Source organism: Blautia sp. AM42-2, from assembly GCF_003480245.1.
Taxonomy (GTDB): Bacteria; Bacillota; Clostridia; order Lachnospirales; family Lachnospiraceae; genus Fusicatenibacter; species Fusicatenibacter saccharivorans.
The window spans coordinates 201,914-221,856 of the sequence record NZ_QUIM01000003.1 but is presented as its reverse complement, the minus strand read 5'-3'; the positions used below and the strand labels follow the sequence as shown (position 1 = coordinate 221,856).

The window sequence follows — 19,943 nt, the reverse complement described above, 5'->3', positions numbered from 1 at the left end:
TAAATGATTTCTTGACGCTTTCAGATCTCTGTGATACAGTAATGGCAGAAACGAGGTGATTGCATGAAAAACACATTTGAGCAACAGATTTACGAGATCTTTGGAACAACGGACCCAAAGGAGCTGCGCAAGCTTTCCAAAGACGCGAAACAATACCAGCAGTTAGCGAAAAAAGAAGCACTGCGCCATGCGGCTGGAAGAAAACCAGCTTTTTCGCTGCCGCAAATCATTCAGATGGCTGCCATGCAGCAGCAGGGAAAAAGTATTGCCGAGATCGCGCGCACCTTTCAGGTCAGCAGGCAGACAGTATACAATCAAATTGCCCGTGCTCACTGTTTCAGCACGGATCCCGATGTCAAAACGCGGATGTGTTTTCTTTACCGCGATCAGCTTTGCACAACGATCGATATCGACTTCCGTCATGAGAAAATTGCAATCCAGAATTACACAAAAAAAATTCCGCTTCGTGCCTTTGGCGTTGTGGAGCATCCGACCTGGGATGATTTTACCTGGTTTCTGGAAAGCCGCTGTTTTCCCAAAACACGCGATCATGCCAAAGATATTTTAAAAGAAATGGGACTTCCCTTTTATGATCCGCTGCTTATCATTGAAAAAACAGATGGACGAATGGCCGGTGACGAGCAATGGATCCTGATTCTGAAAAATAAGGAGGCACGCCATGGAACAGATCCGTCTTGATCATCAGCTGCCTGTCAAAAAAACAGATCACACCTCAAAAGGGGACCAGCTCAAATGGAAAATCGGTAATATCTGGTACAAATCCGACTATATGGGATATGAGGGACTCTCGGAGACACTGGTGTCTCATTTACTGCAAAAAAGCACTCTTTCCCACCCGTTTGTCCTGTATCAGCCTGTTCGGATTGCATACCGCGGCACTCTCCGCAGTGGCTGTTCCAGTCCTGATTTTCTAAAAGTAAATCAGATGCTGATCCCATTGGAAAAACTGTACCGTCAGAATACCGGAGACAGTCTGGCAATCTCACTTGCTGCTTTTTCAGAACCTGCGGAACGCATTCGTTTTCTGGCAGATCAGTTAGAAAACATGACGGGAATTCAGAACTTCGGCGCATATTTGACCGCTATGCTGGAAATTGATGCCTTCTTTCTGAATGAAGACCGGCACACCAACAACATCGCTGTTCTATATGATACAGAAACAGCGCAATATTCTCTAAGTCCTCTGTTCGATCAGGGTTTATGCCTGTTTGCAGACACCAGCAATGACTACCCTCTGGATCTGCCGATGGATGTTTGTATGGAACGCATCGAAGCCAAACCTTTCAGCTCTGATTTTGATACACAGCTGGATGCTGCGGAGGAATTATACGGTATCCAGCTTCACTTTTCCTTTACTACAAAAGATGTCTGCACGGAACTGGCTTCTCTGGCCGATTACTATCCTCTGGAAATCCGCCAGCGTGTTGAGCAGATCATACGCCGACAGATGCGCAAATATGGATATCTGATGCGCAGTTAGAGTCGAAAAGAAAACAGTACAGAAAAGTCCCCACGCTGTGTGTGTCTTCTGTACTGTTTTCTTTTTTGACCTTTTTACACGATCTTATGCCATTTTCTTAAATACCGGAATCGAATCGATCGGTGCAGCGGCACGGATAGTCTGTCCGCCTTCGTACACTTTTCCGTCTCTGGTGTCTTCCCAGCGTCCTTCCGGAAGATATACTTCACGCTCAAACTCGTTCAGATGGAAAATCGGCGCTACCAGGTATTCGCTTCCGAACATATACTGATCCTGCAGCTCCCAGCATTTTTTGTCATCCGGGAACTCGTAGAACATGGTACGGATCAGCGGAGAACCGTTTTCGGATGCTTCGTCATACAGCTGTTTGATGTAATCGTGCATGCTGATGCGGATGTCGTAATATTTCTTCATGATCCGGTAATTTTCTTCTCCATAGCTCCACAATTCATTGGACTGGCCGGTATACAGATAGCCGCCGCCAAAGTCACGGTCATCGAGCGGTGGAATGTTGTGCGGTCCGCGGTCGCCGTGCATACGGAGAACAGCAGAGTAAACGGCAAACTCATACCATCGGATCAGAAGCTGCTGGAAATCCGGGTCATTGACATCATCTGTCATAAAGCCGCCGATATCGGTTGTCCACCACGGAATGCCGGCAAGACCCATATTAAGGCCGGCCTGGAGCTGATCATAGAAGGCTTCAAAGGTACTCGGCACATCGCCGGACCATACAACATTTCCGTATTTCTGACTTCCGGCCCAGGCGCAGCGAAGCAGGTTTACAATATTTTCTTCTCCTTCTGCTTTCATGCCGTCATAGAAGACACGGCTGTACAGCTGCGGATAGATGTTGCTGCAGGAAAGAGCCGGTCCGTCGATATAGCGGTAATGGTCGAAATCGTAAACGCCGAAATCCGGTTCTGAGTTGTCCAGCCAGAAGGCATCAATTCCCAAATCATAATAGTTTTTCTTGCAGACTTCCCAGACGTATTTTCTGGTCTCCGGGTTGAACACATCGATTTCCACACAGTCTCCCTGGAAATCATACGTCTGCAGGGCGCCGCGCTCTGTTTTAATCAGCAGGCCGCGGTCCAGCATCGGCCAGAAATTCTCGCTCTTCCGGTCTACGCTTGGCCATACGGAAACGATAACTTTGATTCCCATGGAATGCAGTTCGTCCACCATGGCTTTTGGATCCGGCCAGTATTTTTCATCGAATTTCCAGTCACCCTGCACGGTCCAGTGGAAGAAGTCAATGACAATCTGATCGATTTTGATGCCTTCCTTCTGGTAGCGGCGTGCCACTTCAAGCACTTCGTCCTGCGTACGGTAGCGCAGCTTGCACTGCCACAGGCCCATACGGTCCTCCGGGAATTTCGGCGCGCGGCCGGTCACTGCGGTGTAATTTTCCAGGATCTCTTTCGGTGTATCAGCTGCAGTCAGCCAGTAGTCCATATCTTTCGTCGAGCATGCGGTCCATTCGGTATAATTCTTTCCGAAGGTTACCTGTCCGACGGCCGGATTGTTCCACAGCATGCCATATCCTAAGCTGGATACGGCAAACGGTACACTGATCTGGGAGTTACGCTGCGCCAGCTCCAGGGTACATCCCTTCAGATCCATGTATTTCTGCTGATACTGACCCATTCCGAAAATCTTCTCTTCGTCGTTGCTCTCAAATTTCAGGTTCAGGCTGTATTCGCTTCCGCCGATCACACCTTTCCACTCACGGTTGACCGTTTTTAAGCAGCGGCTCTCTTTGCTGATCGTTCCGTCGTAGCACCGATGATATTCTCTTAAAATTTCCTGATCTTCTTTGTAGAAGGTGATAACTCCTGCAAAGTTGACCACAGCACGGATTTTTCCATTGGTGATCGATGCGCTGGTTCTTTTTCCCATGGATCCGTCGATTTCCAGATGATCGACTTCAAACTGCTCTGCTTTTGCCTCTGTTTTTTCCGGCACTTCGGTCAGTGCCCAGTCCTTTCCGAAAAATCCCGGAAGCATGGTTGCGCGGACACGTAAGGAATCTTTTCCCCACGGCTCAATCCGCAGTGTTTCTCCGTTTGCCTGTGCAATTAACACACCATTTTCTGTCTGAAAACGCATTGTTTTTTCCTCCTTTTTGTTTCAATCCACAGTCGGTAATTTCACAGAGTCTGACATGCCAGCAGAATGCTGACTGTGGTTTGCCTCATGTCAGTGGGGGATACCGATTTCTCTCCGCCCGCCACTGCTGTTAACTTTCTTATTTGCAATTCATCTCACCACCTATAGAGGTGGGAGAATCCTTGCTATTATTTGTTGAAAGGAGAGGTCACAGAAAAATTTGCTTTTCCGTGCCTCTCCCTCCCTATATTCTTACATTCCGATGCTTATGCAACAACAACTTCGCTTGCATCTGCTGCCAGAACAGCTTCTTTCTTCTCATTTCCGACGAAGACTTCTACTTTCAGTTCGGTATGTGCGCCTTCTACGGATACTTTCACTGTGTCGCCGTCTTTGACTGCTTTTACGGTGAATACATTGTTTCCGTGGATATCCGGAACTTTTGTCTCGGCTGCGTCTTTTAACTGATATACGCAAACAGTTGCGTGGTCAGCGTAGTCGTAATCCGGTTTGGTGTCGCAGTTTCCTCTTACTACGATGCTGTTCTCTCTTACATACAGCGGCATGGAGAAGTAGTCGTAGGTTCCCTGATACCATCTTCCGCCCTCTTTTGTCTCGCCGGTCAGAAGCTCAGTCCAGGCGCCTTCCGGCAGGTAGTACTGTGCAACTTTATCCTCGCGGAATACCGGTGCAACCATAAGGGCATCACCTAACATGTACTGCTGATCCAGATACGGAACGGCCGGGTCGTTCATGAACTCGAATACCATCGGGCGCATTACCGGGGTTCCTTCCTCGTGTGCCTCTACAGATTTCTGGAAAATGTACGGCATCAGCGAGCATTTCAGGTTGGTGAAGAATTTTACTACGTCGCAGGACTCTTCGTCGAACAGCCACGGCACACGGTAGCTTGTGGATCCGTGCAGACGGCTGTGGGTAGACATCAGTCCAAATGCGCACCATCTCTTGTACAGATCCGGTGTTGCGGTGCTCTCGAATCCGGAGATATCATGGCTCCAGAAGGAGAAGCCGCTCATGGCGAAGGAAAGGCCGCCGCGCAGCGTTTCTGCCATGGACGGATAGTTTGCAGAGCAGTCGCCGCCCCAGTGTACCGGGAATTTCTGGCTTCCTGCTGTTGCACTTCTTGCAAACAGAACTGCCTCGTTCTCACCTTTTACTTCTTTTAACAGGCTGAATACTGCCTGGTTGTACAGGTATGTATAGTAGTTGTGCATTGCCTGCGGATCGCTTCCGTCGTGGTAAACAACGTCAACCGGGATTCTCTCGCCGAAGTCGGTCTTAAAGCAGTCTACGCCGCAGTCCAGAACAGTTCTCAGTTTATCGGTATACCATTTAACCGCATCCGGGTTGGTAAAGTCCACAAGGCCCATACCTGCCTGCCAGTTGTCGGTCTGCCATACGCCTTTTCCGTCTGCTCTCTGCAGCAGATAGCCGTTTGCAGCGCCTTCTTTGAAGAATGCGGTTCCCTGTGCAATATACGGGTTGATCCATGCACAGATGTGAAGACCTTTGTCGTGATATTTCTTTAAGGTTGCGCGAATATCCGGGAAGCATTTCTTGTCCCACTCAAAATCGCACCAGTGGAATTCGTGCATCCAGAAGCAGTCGAAGTGGAAAACGCTCAGCGGAATATTTCTCTTTTCCATTCCCGCGATGAAGGATGTGGTAGTCTCTTCGTCGTAGTTTGTGGTAAAGGATGTGGACAGCCACAGACCAAAGGACCACGCCGGAGGAAGTGCCGGGCGTCCGGTCAGCGCGGTGTACTCGTTCATGATCTTCTTCGGTGACGGTCCGTGGAACAGATAGTATTTGATTCTTTCGCCCGGTACGGAGAAGCCGACATACTCTACTTTTTCACTTGCTACTTCGAAAGAAACGTTGTCGGTACTGTCAACGAGAATACCGTAGCCGTTGTTTGTCATGTAGAACGGTACGCATTTGTAGCCGATTTCGGATGCCGTACCGCCGTCCTCGTTCCAGGTGTCTACAACCTGTCCGTTTTTTACGAATGGAGTAAATCTCTCGCCAAGGCCGTATACGCACTCGCCGACGCCAAGGGAGAGCTCGCTTACCATATATGGCTGATATTTTTCGGTCATGTAATTCTGGGCTGGCAGCATGGTGCTCTGCTGACGGTCCCATCTGATATAGGAAAGGTTGCGGAAGCCGCTTCCGGTCAGAACTTTTCCATCTGCCTCGAAGGTGTAAGCAAAGACACCTTTTCTCTGTACGCGGACCTGTACGCTTCCGGTATCAAGAACTGCCTCATCCTCGTTGATCGTTACAGTTACGTCCTCGTATACGCTCTCTGTTTTGTCGAAGGACGGAACTTTGTTGTCGTAGGCTTCGTAGTGCCATGCCTCCATGGAGATGGTGTCCGGTGTATGTGCTACGAACTCAACGGTGATGGTCGGCAGGTTCAGGGTCATGCCTCTGTGCTCGATCGGACGTGTGGTAGCCAGGATACGCATACCGCCTGGAATCTGCTCTACTTCATAAGCCTGCATTGCATGGGATGCATTTGCTTTTTCACTCGGAAGCCAGTAACCTTCTGTGAATTTCATCTTTTCATTACCTCCTGATTTGATGCGCCCGAAACAGAGGATGAAAAGCACTCTCTTTTCATCATTTTTTACAGAATTCCTGTTTCAGGCTGACGTTTTTTGGTAATTTTATCCTACCACACTTTTCCTGTCGAAAACAGGGAGGATTCTGTGAAAAAATACGGCGATATTATCTTTTTTCCGGTTTGAACCTTTTTCTGGTTCCAATATGCAAAACGGGAGTGTGTCCCGCAAAAGTATCCTGTTGCATTTCCAGTTACTTTTGCCGGGACACACTCCCATCTCTCTTCTTTTGTTTTTTCTTTATGCCACAATCAGATAGGCAACAACTGCCAGCAGGATCTGCAGGATCACAAAGCGGATCACAACCTGACTGTCGGACCATTTGTATTTCAGGCGGACATGGTCATGCAGCGGTGTTCTTGTATTTTTGAGGATCGCGATTTTCAGGAAACGGAGTAAAAATACTTTGACAAGGCCGATTCCTCCGTCGACGATCATCACGCCTGCCATCAGCAGATATAAGAACGGATGGCGGGACTGCATGGCAAGGATGGCGATGTAGAAGCCAAGTGCTCTCGAACCGGCGTCTCCCATCAGCATGCTACTCGGCGAGGTGTTGAAATACAGGTACGCGAGAAGCGCTGCCACGAACAGGTAATTGGCTACGGTGAAGCTTCCAAGGACATCGTGGAAAATCATACTGAACGCGAAGATAACCACACAGGAAAGGCTCGCGCAGAGTCCGTCGACACCGTCGGAACAGTTTGTAACGTTGATCGAAATCCAGATCAGGATGATGCCGAGGATTATGTAGACCACTTTCGGAATGGTAAGGGACATGCTTCCGAAGTAGATCGTGGTGGAATTGTAATTCACAAAGGTGATGACGGTCACAATGGAGATGACGAGGTCAATCGCGCCTTTTTTGTAATCGCTCCACGGGGTTTCGGATGCATCATCGAGGTAGCCGCTCAGCATGATGCAGACGAGCAGGATCGCGTAGATCGCATACTCGGCGCCAAGAGGCAGGAACAATACGCTTCCGATCAGGAAACAGATGACGATCACAAGGCCGACGCCGCGCAGTTTTCCGCGGGAGAGGCCGCCGTTTACGGCAAATTCTCTGCCGTGATCGCTCGGCAGAAAGGAAAATGGATGCTTTAACGCCAGAAAGGTCAGCAGAAAGGTGACCACGATTCCCAGCATGGCGATCTGGCCGGGATTTAAAAAGTTACTCCATACTTGATACATACGTTTTCTTCCTTCACTTTTCTTTAGATTGAGTTTGCACGAAGCCGTATGTGACGTGGCTTTGTGTTCATTTATTATAACAACTTCATGCAAAAATTGCTATACCCAATTCGGGGGTTTCGTGATAAGATAGTGATACACTAAGTTGAACAAAAAAGGAGTTTTTTATGCCACGCAAAGATCATCTGCCGCGCCAGACACGCCAGGAACACATCACGCTGCAGCCGAACCGCAGCATCGAATTTCGCGTAACCGACGATTTCGGCAGTTTTTCGCCGCCGCACTGGCACGACGCGCTGGAAATTATTTATATTCTGGAGGGTTCCTCCATTGTCACGCTCTCGGACCGCACCAAGACCGTCCTTCCGGGTCAATTTCTGCTGATCAATTCCGGGCGTATCCACACGGCGCGCTGTCCGTCCACGGGAAACCGCTCGATTCTGATGCAGATTCCGGATGCGTTCCTTGCGAACTATCTGCCTGATCCGTCACAGCTCTGGTTCTCGATTGACTACGACAGTACGAATCCGGAAGTGCAGAAAAATATCAGCCAGTTCCGGCGTCTTCTGCTTTCGATGATGCAGCTTCATGAGGAAATGCCCGACGGCTATCTTCTGACGTTCCAGCGGGAGCTTTTTACGTTTCTCGATCTGCTCTACACGAAATTTTCCGAGAAGAGCCCGCTTGCGCACCACCCGATGAGCTCCCGGACGCAGACACGGCTCGATACGATTCTGACGTACACGCAGGAAAATTACCAGCGGCCGATTACGCTGAAGGAGGCTGCCGATGTTGTCTCGCTGCAGCCGGAATATTTCTGCCGGTTCTTCCGCCAGAACATGGAAACGACGTATCTGGAATACTTGAATTCCTACCGTCTTTCCCGCATCTACCGCGACCTGATCGCCACGGATCTGCCGGTCGGCACGCTCGCGGAAAAGCATGGTTTTACAAACGATAAGCTGTTTCACCGCCTCTTCCGCGAGCGGTTTCACACGACGCCGCTGCAGCTTCGGAAGGCAGCACGCGAGAAAGGATCCTGATAGCTTTCGCTGTTTTAATATCTTTGAGAATGGGAGTTTAACACGATGACAAAAGAAGAACTGGCGCTTGCCGTCATTGAACGTTTGAAACAAGAATATCCTGACGCCGACTGTACGCTTGACTATGACCAGGCGTGGAAGCTGCTCGTCAGTGTCCGCCTGGCCGCACAGTGCACCGATGCGCGGGTCAATGTTGTGGTGGAGGATCTCTACGCAAAGTATCCTGATATCGATGCGCTGGCAAACGCGACACCGGAGGAAATCGAGGAAATTGTGCGGCCGTGCGGTCTTGGAAAGAGCAAGGCACGCGACATCAACGCCTGCATGCGCATGCTGCGCGACGAGTACCACAGCCAGGTGCCGGATGACTTTAACGCACTTTTGAAGCTCCCGGGCGTGGGACGGAAAAGTGCGAACCTGATTATGGGCGATGTATTCAAAAAGCCTGCGATTGTGACGGATACGCACTGCATCCGGCTGTGCAACCGCATCGGGCTCGTGCATGACTGCAAGGATCCGAAGAAGGTGGAGATGGCACTCTGGAAAATTGTGCCGCCGGAAGAAGGAAGCTCGCTCTGCCACCGGTTTGTGGAGCACGGACGCGAGGTCTGTACTGCGCGGACGACACCGCACTGTGAACGGTGTGTGCTCGCGGATATCTGTGAGAAGAACGGCGTAGAAAAATAGCATTTTTTTATGCGTTTCCATGCGAAAAAGGCTTTTGCATACCGGACAGATTTTTCTGATTCTGTCCCGGCTGCAAAAGCCTTTTTGTTTCTATTTTTTATATGACCGAAAGAAGTCCGTCAGCGCTTTCAGCGTTTTCCCGAGCACCTGCACTTCCTCTTCTCCGAGTTCCGCCATCACGGCATCCGTCATCTGCTCGTGGAATTTTGCGTGATGATGGAATGCCTGCCGTCCCTTTCCGGTCAGGTGGATGTAGACGATCCGGCGGTCCTTCTCGCTGCGCTCCCGCTCGGTGTAGCCTTTTTTCACCAGACTGTTCATTGACGTTGTCAGCGATCCGACCGTGATGTCGAGCTTTGCCGCGATCGATGACATATTGCCGCCCTCCAGGCCGACGGCCTCGATGATGTGCATATCGTTGTTCGTCAGATCCTTGAAATCCTCGGTAATGATCGCCTCTTCTTCCAGTTTTTGTATCTCGTGAAACAGATGGACCAGTGTCTCATTGATGATTTCTCTGTTATCCACTCCTCTTCCCCTTTCCGTCTGTTCTGTCCCTTCTGAACAGGGTTCCGCTCTTTCTGTCTGTATTGTATCAAAAAAGTTCCGGACAAACAATACCAAAAACTGCCTGGGAAACGGCGGATCGCTCCGTGCCGTTTCCCAGGCAGTTCTGTTATGTTTGATTCAATTACATCTGCCCTTTTTTCTTTAACCGTGCAAAGCAGATCATGAAAAAGCAGATGCCGTATACGGTTGTGATCGGGGTGGACATGCCGACGAAGGTCAGGTTCGTATTCGGCAGGTGTGAGAAGAACAGCGCCAGCGGAATACGGATCAGGCAGGCGGAGGTGATTCCCTGGATCATAACCGGGATGCTGATGCCGCGGCCGTTGAAGTATCCGATGCTGCTGAACAGCACACAGGTCAGAATACATTCCGGTGCGAAACCGCGCAGGTAAGCGGCGCTCTGCTCGATAACGGCCGGATCGCTCGTGAAGATTCTGGAGATGACACTTCCACCGAAGAAACCGATGCAGAAAATCACAACTCCAAGAGAGCAGCCCGTTGCGATTGCGGTGAGGAAGCCCTTCCACGCGCGGTCTTTCTTTCCGGCTCCGGTGTTCTGTGCCACGAATGCTGACACAGACTGCATCACAGAGGACGGGATCAGCATGATGAATGAGGTCAGCTTCTGCGCCACACCGTATCCGGCGGACGGCATCAGACCCATGCCGTTGATGATCGAGTTGATCACAAGGAAGGAAATCTGTACGGTCGTCTCCTGCAGCGCGATCGGCACACCGACGTTCAGGACTTTCTTCAGCTCGTCATGGTCGATGCGGCAGTCTTCTTTTTTGAATTCAATCGGCAGATTGCCTTTTTTCAACACACCCATGGAGGCGATGACAGAAATCAGCTGCGCCAGAACCGTCGCAAGCGCTGCTCCCGCAACGTCCAGTTTCAGCACACCGACGAAGAACAGATCTCCGGCAATATTGGCTGCGCAGGCGATGCCGACGAATAAAAGCGGCAGATTTGCATTACCGATTCCGCGAAGCACGCTGCTGATGACGTTGTACGCGATGATGATCAGAATACCGCCGGAACAGATCCGCAGGTAGAGGACGGTTTTGTCAAAAGACTCCGCCGGGACCTGTAAAATATTGGCGATCGGGCCTGCGAACAGCTCCAGAATCACCGTCATGACGACACCGATGATGGCGAACAGAACAATCGAGGTTCCCACGGTTTTGCCGGCCTTATCCGGCTTGCCCTCGCCGATGTGCTGGCCGATCATAACGGTCGAACCCATCGCAAGGCTGGTGATGATAAATGTTACCATCTGCATGAAGCTGCTTCCGGTTCCGACAGCGGAAATACTCGACGCATCGCCGAACCAGCCGACCACGAGAAGGTCGACCGCACCGTAAGCCGCCTGCAGAATCAGCGCGCCGAGCACCGGCAGCGCAAAACGGATCAGGGACTGGAAAATCGGTCCCTCTACAAACGATACTTCTTTCTTATTTTCTTTTGCCATTGTTTTTCACTCCTTTTATTCCCGGCATCGTTTCCTGCATCCGTGTGATTGCATGCACAAATTCGTCCACCACCGCGTCGTCCAGATCTGGCAGGCGGGATGCCCATTCCCCGTGAAAGTGCGTCACGCGGAGTTCCACAAACTCTTTTCCCTCTTCGGTCAGTGTCAGGTTGATCACGCGCTTATCTTTTTCATCCGCCTGTTTCACGAGAAGATTTCTCTCCTCCAGTTCCTGCACCAGCTTGGTGATGCTCGGCAGCGTTGTGTTCATATAGCTGCTGATGTCGCTGACGCGGCAGAAGCCCTGCTTTTTCTGAATCTCATTCACCGCATCCAGCACATGCACCTGCCGCGGCTTCATACCGTCCGGCAGGTCCGGGAGTTTCTCGATCAGACGCTTTGCATCAAAACACGCATCCAGGAACTGCTTTAATTTTTCCTGTGTCATGGAAAATGGTCCTTTCTTCTTAAAATTTAGTTATCTTTAGTAATTATCTTTGATAAGTATAGCAGGAAATGAAAAAATGTCAAGAGGGAACTGATGCTAAAAAAGAGCTGATTGAAAGTTCTGGCAATGCCAGATTCTTTCATCAGCTCTTTTCCATATCCATTTGTCACTGTTCAATGAGCTGCATTTCGGTGCCCCCCGCCGGATTTTATGCTTCTGATCGTCTTTTCCAGTACCTTCATCTCAACCGGTTTTGAAACATGGGCATTCATACCGGCTGCCAGAGAATGCTGAATATCCTCAGAAAACGCATTGGCGGTCATAGCAATGATTGGAATTGTCTTTGCCAGTTCATGGGAGCTTCTTCGGATTGCTTTTGTTGCCTCATAACCATTCATAACCGGCATCTGTACATCCATCAGGATCATGTCATAATCCCCCGGAGCAGACTGCTCAAATGCCTCTAAGACCCTTTTACCATTTTCACAGATTGTACACTCTGCACCCTCAATCTTTAACAATTCCATCAGGATTTCTGCATTCAGCTCATTGTCCTCTGCACACAGAAACCTCATTCCTTTCAGGACATTGCCAGCCGGTTCATCCTTTTCTGCCTGTTCTGCTGAAGAAACAAATCTATCTTCTGCTATTCTCAGATCTATAAGAACCTCAAAACAGCTTCCCTGGCCCAGTTCACTCTCCACATCAATGGTGCCTCCCATTGCTTCAACCAGATTTTTGGTAATAGCCATTCCAAGACCAGTTCCCTGTATCTTATTCGTCATAGAACTTTCAGCACGAGTAAAAGCATCAAAAATTGTATCTTTGAAATCTGCCGACATTCCCATGCCATTATCGCTGACCAAGAAACGGTACTTTGCGTAGACAGATGACTTTGTCTCACATTCTTCTACCAGAAACTGAATTTTTCCACCTTCCTGCGTGTACTTCACTGCATTAGAAACCAAGTTGCTGAAAATCTGCATCAGATGAACCTGATCTCCGTTCACCCACTCGTGCCGGATGTTTTCTTTTATGATTGTAAGAGTCTGATTTTTTTCGTCTATCTGTGAATGGAATATGGTATTGAGTTCTGTAATAAAATCCAAGATGGAAAAATCGGTATACTTAAAAACTGTTTTTCCTGCCTCAATTTTGCTCATATCCAGAACATTATTAATGATTCCTAACAGATGCTGTGATGAAATGTCTATTTTATCTGCATACTCTATTACTTTCGCTTTATTACCGGCATCATGTCTGATCAATGATGTCATGCCGATAATTGCATTCATTGGTGTACGAATATCATGTGACATATTGGACAGGAAATCCGTTTTCGCCTTATTTGCATTTTCAGCGGTCTGCAAGGCTTCCGTTGTAATGTCCTTTGCTTTTTTCAGTTTTTTATTGGACTCCTCCATATCCTTCATTGCCTGCGTCTGAATCTCATTATTTCTTTTTTCGTATTCAGCTTTTTGCTCAGCAAGACTGCGTCTGGAAATACTGTAGAATAATCCGGCAAAAAGCAAAAGTATAAAACCTGCCATGAGTATTGTTTCAAACACTATTGTTTTCTGATAGTCTCTTAGTACATTATCTACAACACTTTTTTCTACAATACAAATCAGCATGGTGTTATTATTTTCTATTGGACAGTATCCCAGATAGTAAGGTTTGTCACTTTCCACAAGTTCTACCCCCTGTTCTCTGCCATCCAGCTTTTTTTGAAGAGAATCAGCCTCTTCCTCAGTGATAGCCTGATCTCCTTTTAAATGCTTTAACAAGAAATAGTTCCTGAAAAATTTATCTTCTTTCTGATTTGTATAAGTAATATTTCCGTCGTTATCCAGCATAAACAGATACGCATTCCCGTTATAGCTTTTCACACTTAACATGGAATCTAATTTTGAATGATCATACAAGGTTCCAATTGCCGTATAAGTTTCCCCATTAATCGTATATTCCTGACATGGAATTGCAACCAGATAACCATCTTTTTTCTTCTGGTTGTAATCAAGAGAAACCAATTTTCCAATATTATATCCGTTCCTCAAATCCAACAAAAGTTTACTTGGCATGTCAACCCGAAGTTTTGTTCCATCAGTGGTTATTGCCTTTCCATTTTCCTGGAGAAATATAAGTGTACTTTCAGATTCTTTCTGCCATGCCTCAAAGAACTTCTTGTTTCTATCCAGTTCAATAGATCTCACTCCCTCTTGAGTAAGAAAATCCTCAAGCATATGCAGCCGACTGTAGTATCCATTCACCTGCAGATCATAGGTCTGCTGTATCTGTTCAACAACTGCTCCCATACTGCTTTTCCCGTTTTCTGCGATATAGCTGTTCATCCTGTTCAAAAGGAACTTTACAAAAATTAAGTTTAAAAAGATAAGAATTAAAAAGAACAATGGTACTATCATCTTTTTTCTTTTTGTTTTCGCCTGTTCTGTTCCCACTTTTATTTTTCAACCTCTATATAATCTTCCGGTGCTGACGGCTGCTGTCCGTTTTCTATTGCTGCAGTCCATGCACTTGATAATGTTGTGTCCTTAATCTGCTCGATCTCACATCCCGGATTTATTTTTTTCAAAACAGACATTGTGGTGTCTGTAAGAAGAATAGAGTACTCCTTTTCTTTGTCGATTTCTTTCTTATTTACTTCTATGTCCTTTAATGAGAATCCGTTTTCCTCCTGCCTGACGATTAATTTCATACCGGATGCAATTGGTAATTCATATTTATTGGTTATATGGAATTTCTCATCAGAATCAGCAAGATATTTCTCCGCAAGTTCATAAATCTCTTTGCCATTGATTTTTGCCAGGTATAATGGTGTATCTAAACTCTTTGCTGTCATCAGACCAACCCGGCTGCCGGTACACTCCCCTTTGTAAATGGAGGAAGTAAAATAATAATATGGTGCCAAAGCCAGCTGAGCATCATTTTCTTCTCTAATCGTAGTTAAAATAGAAGATGCCGCATCACGACCGTTTTTATCATTTAGCGAAATGGAATATTCATTTTCAAAATTAACTGTGGTTTCTTCTTTTGAATCCTTACTGTTCATTGTGCTGCGAAAAGCATCATAAGCCTGTGTTTCATCCATTTCCCCTGACAATAATCCGTGAACAGCCTCAAGACTGGCATCAAATGATTTTTGAGCAGAATATCGGATATAAACAGAATTATTATTAATTTCATCTTCCAGTCCAGGTACATCTTCCATCATGTTTGGAACATCTACATTTAATGAAATTACACCCTTTCCATCTGCGATCAATGTTTGTCCTTCTTTTGAAATCATACACTCCAGGACATCGAATGCCAGATCCAGTTTTTCCTGATCTTTTTCCAGTTCTTTGTTAAATGCAATATTCAGAGAAGGGGTCATATTTATAAAAGCTTCATCCGAAATCTGTGAAAAAAACGGTATACGAGTTAATTCTGCATCCATCTGTTCCTGAAATTCCTGCATAAGTGCCGGATAACCATGAAACATTGCTGCTTTTCCCTCAAGGAACATCTGCGTTGCAGTATTAACATCGACGCTGATATCATCACTTGTAAAATGTGAGTCCTTTAAAAATGTATTGGTTTCTGAAAAAATACGTTTCCATAATGCATCATCAAACGCGATATCCCCTGATGCACTTTCAGCTGAGCTTCTCCATTCAATTCCATCCAGACTCATGAATTCCCCAATTGCACCTGTCTGAATCACCTCATGAGCAGACCAGTCTTCTGCAAGATCCAGGGAATACGGTTTTATACCATTATCATAAAATTGCTGGCATGCCTGTGCATATTCCTTATAGTTTTTCGGTATCTTGATTCCATACTGTTCAAACAATGTCTTGTTGGCAATAATCGTCTGCGGTATACCGCAGATAGGAAGCCACTGGATCTCATCTTTTGAATTTTTGTAATATTGCAATGCATAAGAGTAATACCTGGAAACCACATCATAAGAAGCAAAATCCATTAGATATGGCTCCAGATCCTGTGCATCTTTTCCAGAAAATCGACGTACGGTTATGATATCCGGCAGTTCACCATGTTCCTCAAAATAGCTGTATAAATCGGTATCATTGTTACCGGTAATAAACTCAATATCCTGATCTGGAAACTGCTCATTTATATAGGGTACAATATTTTTCATTAAACGATTTTCCCACAAATACACGGTAAGGTGATCGTCATTTTTAGATACTGCTTTTTTAGATTGTCCACAGCCAGACAAAACAGTAGCTGCTACAAGCACCCCTGACAATAAAGCTATCAGACATTGTTTTGCCTTTTTCATCCTCGTATTTTCCTCATTCTTTCCTGATAAAATCATTAATTCAATAATTGGGAAACAATTACAGCCAGTTTTCCAGAACATCATTCAGCTTATTCATATCCAGCGGTTTCGCGATATGTCCATTCATGCCTGTATTTTTTGCCAGCTGTACATCTTCTGCAAAAGCATTTGCTGTCATGGCAACAATCGGTAGTTTTCCCTGTTCACCCGGAAGGCTCCTGATTGCTGCGGTTGCCTCATAACCATTCATGACAGGCATTTGGATATCCATAAAAATAAGGTCATACAAGCCTTTCGGAGAAGCTTCTACTTTTTCAACTGCAATTTTTCCATTTTCTGCCGTTTCCACTTCCGCCCCTGTCATCTGCAGAATTTCAACAGCAATTTCTCTGTTTAACTCATTATCCTCGACCAGCAGAATTCTTTTTCCTGTGTAATCTGCTTCAGACAGCTCATCCAGATAATTTCTTGCTGTTTTTTCTTTTCTGCCAGAAGTAAACTGCCGCAATGCAGCCGTCAAACGGGAACGGAACAGCGGTTTTGCAATAAAAGCATCTACGCCTGCAGCCTTTGCTTCTTCTTCGATCTCGCTGAATTCATAAGATGTCAGTACAATAATGGTAATCTCTTTCCCTATCCGTTTCCGGATCTGTCTGGCTGTTTCAATTCCGTCCATATCCGGCATTTTCCAATCTAAAATAACAGCAAAGTAATCATTTTTTAGCTCATGATGTGCATAACAGCGCTCAACGGCTTCTCTGCCGGAGAGAACCCATTCGCCTGTAATCCCAATCTCCTTCAATGTGGCAACTGTACTTTCACAACATATCTTATCATCATCCACAACCAGAACAGGTAGATTCATCAGATTTCTGTCCTGTTCTTTTTCTTTTTCCTGAAGTTCCAGATAAATTGTTACTGTAATTTTAGTCCCCTTATGTAAGGTGCTTTCCACTTTAATATTACCATTCATCAGGTTCACAATATTTCTGCTGATTGTCATTCCCAGACCTGTTCCCTGGACTCTGGTTGTCCGATGGTCATCTGCGCGGCTGAAAGGATCAAACATGATTTTCTGGAATTCCGGTGACATACCGATCCCATTATCCTCAATCGTAAATTCATAGCATCCAAGTTCCGAAAATCCATTTGGCTTTTCCTCTATGGAAAAAGTAATATTCCCACCATCCGGTGTATACTTGATCGCATTACTCATCAGATTCACAAATACCTGCTGGATTCTCAGGCTGTCACCACAGACACTCTCATGTTCAATGTGATTAATGTGTATATCTAAATTGTGTTTATGTTCATCAATCACCGATTTTGTGAGTGTTATAAGATTATCCACCAGATCTGGCAGATTGAAATCCTCCTGTGCCAGCGTCATTTTTCCACTTTCAATACGTGCCATATCCAGCACTTCATTAATCAGCCCCAGCAGATGACGGCTTGATTTTGTAATTTTGCTGAGACATTCAATGACTCTGTCCTGGCTCTCAATATTTGCTCCTGCAATTGCTGTCAGGCCGACAATGGCATTCATCGGTGTCCGGATATCGTGGGACATATTGGAAAGGAATTCTGTTTTCGCACGGTTTGCATTTTCTGCAGACCGGTAAGCCTCTTTCAGTGCCTGACGGGATTCAATCTCTGCTTTCTTCTCCTGTGTCACATCCATGGATGCCAGCAATACCTTTACCAGCTTTCCATTCTCCCATTCTAGAGGAATATAAGAAGCGATCTTATAAGTCCTTTCATCCAGGCTGCAGTACTCAAACTTATAAATATCATTTTCACTTTTCAGATTCTTCCGGATATTTTCCGGTGCGATCAGGATGTCCATAGTTTCCAATGGTTCCAGTGTCTTATATTTTTCAAGAACCTGCATCTGAAAATCATGATAAAATCCCAGAGGTTTATATATCATCTGTCCATTCAGATTGTAGAATTCATATCTGTCATTTTCCAGATCACAGACAACAAACCGGTCAACCAGACGCACAATACTCTGAATTATCTGCTCCATGGAAGCATTATCCGCTGCCATCTGCAGATGCCGTGCGCTCTCTACCTTTGCCTCTGTGATATCACGCAGAAAGATCATGGCATATTCTGAATCCTCTATTTCGCCACGTATGACCACATTGCGGACCCATCGTTTTTCTCCATTCAGAGTGATACGGCACTCTAAAGCCAATTCGGTTTCCAGACCCTTCAGCCTTTCTGCAATATAACCACGGTCGTAAAAAGAGGATACCGCCTTCTTATCTGTCTCCACAACATAGGAATCCACAAAATGACGGATCAGTTCATCCCATGTATGACTCTGTTCAAAGACTGTCATCAGGGACGGTTCAACCTTAAAGGTATCAAAAGTATTCGCTTCCAGATTTACATAATACTCACACAGGTCTGCTTTCGTAAAAGCCCGGTGGAAAGCAGCAGATTTTTGTGCCTGCATGGCCTCTTTTTTTTCCGCATCAATATTAATAAAAATCCCGGCAATCCTGCTGGCAGAACCATCCAGACGGCGTATTACTTCTGCCGATGCCCGAAACCACTGGTATTGATTATCCTTCATTCTCATACGATACTCTACCTGGTATTTTATCTGGTTCGTCTTATCCTTAATTGCCGCCTGAAGCTGCACCATTACTCTTTCTTTATCCTGTGGATGCAGAAGATCTGACCAGGATTCCAGTTTATTCGGAAAGTCCAGAGTGTCATGATAGCCAAGCATTTTTCGGAATTCATGACTCCAGTTTGCATTCACAATCTCACTGTTTTCGTCACAGTCAAAATACCAGAAACCGGAACAGATAGCCTCATTGAGCAGTGTCAAATTTACATGATCCCAGTTGACCTGTACGGACATAACCCAGATCTGTCTGCCCGCCTCATCTGTTGCATCCTCTTTACAAAGCCGTACATTTTTCACTGTACCGTCTGCTGTAAGGATCTGTGCTTCCCCTGTTCCGTGAAGCTGCAAAAAACGGTCTCGCTCCTGTCTATCTTCCTCGTCATAAAAGAAGTTTCTCAATGAGCCTTTTGTCTGTTCCATGAAAGTATCGAATGTATATCCTGTACTATGCAACAGCAGATTATTCACAGACAAAATAGACAGGTTTTGGTCATAAGATCCTGTCATTATACCTACCCCGCCATTATTTTCCAGTGTTTTCTGTACGGCCTGTGACATAGCCTGTGTCTGTCCCGTTACAGCCTCACCTAAAGAATATATTTTGTCCTCATAATTTCCCATTTTATAAAAATCCTCTCTTCGTCTTATGCCTTCTTCATCCTGCTTTTATCTGTATACAAAAAACCTGTCCCTGCCAGTTTTCTTACTCATTTTTGCATACAAAAAGGACACCTGCCAAAATCTGCCAGTGCCCCTACTGTATCTCTTTATAACCACATATCCATATCATATAAAAGTTATCGGAATCTCTTCCGTTCTCATATCTTCTTCATATATGGAAATAGTAGCAACCGGCTGACATGGTCAAACTTTCTGACTTTAGCCCCTTCTGGCTTTGCGTCCCTGCTTTTCAGCAAGTTTGCCTTTAAATAATTTCCATTTATTCCAAAAATAAAATACCATGAAGTTTTTTATACGTCAATATTATAGGATAGAAAACCTGTATTTTTTTCAATGCCATCCCTGTACACCACCCGGATGTCCTCTTTGCTATGCACCACCACATGGTCTACCATGCTGATCCATAGCAATCCGTGCGTTCTGCATGATGAGTGCCTGAATCTGTTCTTCCAGAAGCTGACTTTCCTGCCAAAGTGCTGTCTGCTGTTGAAGCGTATTTTCACCGCCGGAGAGCAGGTTTCGGATAGCGCTGAGGTTATCCAGGACTTCTTCCTTATTGGCAAATTTCTCGTTAAGATTATCCACAAAGGCTTCCTTGATCAGTATCTCCTACAGAACGTGAAAAATAGGTACACGGATTT

14 protein-coding genes and 1 riboswitch are annotated in these 19,943 nt (G+C 46.1%); of the genes, 4 read left to right on the top strand and 10 right to left on the bottom strand.

The genetic code is table 11. The features are described from left to right. Positions 1 to 63: 63 nt before the first annotated feature. Positions 64 to 699: a helix-turn-helix domain-containing protein gene (locus DW915_RS06315; protein WP_055265066.1), complete on the top strand. Its 636-nt coding sequence runs from the start codon at positions 64 to 66 to the stop codon at positions 697 to 699. After that, positions 680 to 1,501: a hypothetical protein gene (locus tag DW915_RS06310; protein ID WP_118666406.1), complete on the top strand. Its 822-nt coding sequence runs from the start codon at positions 680 to 682 to the stop codon at positions 1,499 to 1,501. The genes DW915_RS06315 and DW915_RS06310 overlap by 20 nt, the downstream gene beginning before the upstream one ends. 84 nt (positions 1,502 to 1,585) lie before the next feature. Here the strand turns inward: DW915_RS06310 and DW915_RS06305 are convergent, their stop codons facing one another. The 3 genes from DW915_RS06305 to DW915_RS06290 all read right to left on the bottom strand — a co-directional run bounded on the left by DW915_RS06305 (position 1,586) and on the right by DW915_RS06290 (position 7,452). Next, the gene (locus tag DW915_RS06305; protein ID WP_118666407.1) at positions 1,586 to 3,613 is read right to left on the bottom strand and encodes a glycoside hydrolase family 31 protein; all 2,028 of its coding nucleotides are present in this window, start codon (positions 3,611 to 3,613) and stop codon (positions 1,586 to 1,588) included. Positions 3,614 to 3,879: 266 nt separating this feature from the next. Beyond that, positions 3,880 to 6,198, bottom strand: a complete 2,319-nt coding sequence (gene yicI / locus DW915_RS06300; RefSeq protein WP_118741795.1) for an alpha-xylosidase — start codon at positions 6,196 to 6,198, stop codon at positions 3,880 to 3,882. Between the two features lie 303 nt (positions 6,199 to 6,501). After that, entirely contained in the window at positions 6,502 to 7,452 is a 951-nt protein-coding gene (locus DW915_RS06290; RefSeq protein ID WP_117813043.1) for a phospho-N-acetylmuramoyl-pentapeptide-transferase, read from the bottom strand. Between the two features lie 167 nt (positions 7,453 to 7,619). On the opposite strand from DW915_RS06290, the gene DW915_RS06285 reads away from it, so the two are divergent. Beyond that, complete coding sequence (locus DW915_RS06285; protein WP_022463035.1) at positions 7,620 to 8,495, top strand: AraC family transcriptional regulator; 876 nt, start codon at positions 7,620 to 7,622, stop codon at positions 8,493 to 8,495. Between the two features lie 45 nt (positions 8,496 to 8,540). Then, positions 8,541 to 9,182 (top strand): endonuclease III domain-containing protein, encoded by a 642-nt coding sequence (locus DW915_RS06280; protein ID WP_022463034.1) that lies wholly within the window; start codon positions 8,541 to 8,543, stop codon positions 9,180 to 9,182. A 90-nt stretch (positions 9,183 to 9,272) separates the two neighbouring features. Here DW915_RS06280 and DW915_RS06275 read toward each other — a convergent pair whose 3' ends face one another. From DW915_RS06275 to DW915_RS06245, 7 genes are all read right to left on the bottom strand, one after another. After that, entirely contained in the window at positions 9,273 to 9,710 is a 438-nt protein-coding gene (locus tag DW915_RS06275) for a MarR family winged helix-turn-helix transcriptional regulator (protein ID WP_022463033.1), read from the bottom strand. A gap of 163 nt (positions 9,711 to 9,873) precedes the next feature. Next, positions 9,874 to 11,223 (bottom strand): MATE family efflux transporter, encoded by a 1,350-nt coding sequence (locus tag DW915_RS06270; RefSeq protein ID WP_117813042.1) that lies wholly within the window; start codon positions 11,221 to 11,223, stop codon positions 9,874 to 9,876. Next, complete coding sequence (locus tag DW915_RS06265; RefSeq protein ID WP_022463031.1) at positions 11,207 to 11,671, bottom strand: MarR family winged helix-turn-helix transcriptional regulator; 465 nt, start codon at positions 11,669 to 11,671, stop codon at positions 11,207 to 11,209. Before DW915_RS06265 ends, DW915_RS06270 begins: the two co-directional genes overlap by 17 nt. Before the next feature lie 173 nt (positions 11,672 to 11,844). Continuing rightward, positions 11,845 to 14,130, bottom strand: coding sequence for an ATP-binding protein (locus tag DW915_RS06260; protein WP_243033796.1), 2,286 nt, complete (start codon positions 14,128 to 14,130; stop codon positions 11,845 to 11,847). Positions 14,131 to 14,132: 2 nt separating this feature from the next. Further along, positions 14,133 to 15,977 (bottom strand): ABC transporter substrate-binding protein, encoded by a 1,845-nt coding sequence (locus DW915_RS06255; protein ID WP_118741794.1) that lies wholly within the window; start codon positions 15,975 to 15,977, stop codon positions 14,133 to 14,135. Positions 15,978 to 16,035: 58 nt separating this feature from the next. After that, positions 16,036 to 19,242 (bottom strand): response regulator, encoded by a 3,207-nt coding sequence (locus DW915_RS06250; RefSeq protein ID WP_118741793.1) that lies wholly within the window; start codon positions 19,240 to 19,242, stop codon positions 16,036 to 16,038. A 222-nt stretch (positions 19,243 to 19,464) separates the two neighbouring features. Next, positions 19,465 to 19,555, bottom strand: a riboswitch (cyclic di-GMP riboswitch). Positions 19,556 to 19,671: 116 nt separating this feature from the next. Next, positions 19,672 to 19,887 carry a hypothetical protein gene (locus DW915_RS06245; RefSeq protein WP_118741792.1) on the bottom strand — a complete coding sequence of 72 codons (216 nt, stop codon included), beginning with the start codon at positions 19,885 to 19,887 and terminating at the stop codon, positions 19,672 to 19,674. Positions 19,888 to 19,943: the final 56 nt, after the last annotated feature.

Excerpts from the sequence above, each read along its gene's own strand:
- DW915_RS06285 (WP_022463035.1), top strand. The coding sequence starts at position 7,620 with ATGCCACGCAAAGATCATCTGCCGCGCCAGACACGCCAGGAACACATC.
- DW915_RS06305 (WP_118666407.1), bottom strand. The coding sequence starts at position 3,613 with ATGCGTTTTCAGACAGAAAATGGTGTGTTAATTGCACAGGCAAACGGA.
- DW915_RS06315 (WP_055265066.1), top strand. The coding sequence starts at position 64 with ATGAAAAACACATTTGAGCAACAGATTTACGAGATCTTTGGAACAACG.
- DW915_RS06270 (WP_117813042.1), bottom strand. The coding sequence starts at position 11,223 with ATGGCAAAAGAAAATAAGAAAGAAGTATCGTTTGTAGAGGGACCGATT.
- yicI (WP_118741795.1), bottom strand. The coding sequence starts at position 6,198 with ATGAAATTCACAGAAGGTTACTGGCTTCCGAGTGAAAAAGCAAATGCA.
- DW915_RS06280 (WP_022463034.1), top strand. The coding sequence starts at position 8,541 with ATGACAAAAGAAGAACTGGCGCTTGCCGTCATTGAACGTTTGAAACAA.
- DW915_RS06310 (WP_118666406.1), top strand. The coding sequence starts at position 680 with ATGGAACAGATCCGTCTTGATCATCAGCTGCCTGTCAAAAAAACAGAT.
- DW915_RS06255 (WP_118741794.1), bottom strand. The coding sequence starts at position 15,977 with ATGAAAAAGGCAAAACAATGTCTGATAGCTTTATTGTCAGGGGTGCTT.
- DW915_RS06250 (WP_118741793.1), bottom strand. The coding sequence starts at position 19,242 with ATGGGAAATTATGAGGACAAAATATATTCTTTAGGTGAGGCTGTAACG.
- DW915_RS06290 (WP_117813043.1), bottom strand. The coding sequence starts at position 7,452 with ATGTATCAAGTATGGAGTAACTTTTTAAATCCCGGCCAGATCGCCATG.
- DW915_RS06265 (WP_022463031.1), bottom strand. The coding sequence starts at position 11,671 with ATGACACAGGAAAAATTAAAGCAGTTCCTGGATGCGTGTTTTGATGCA.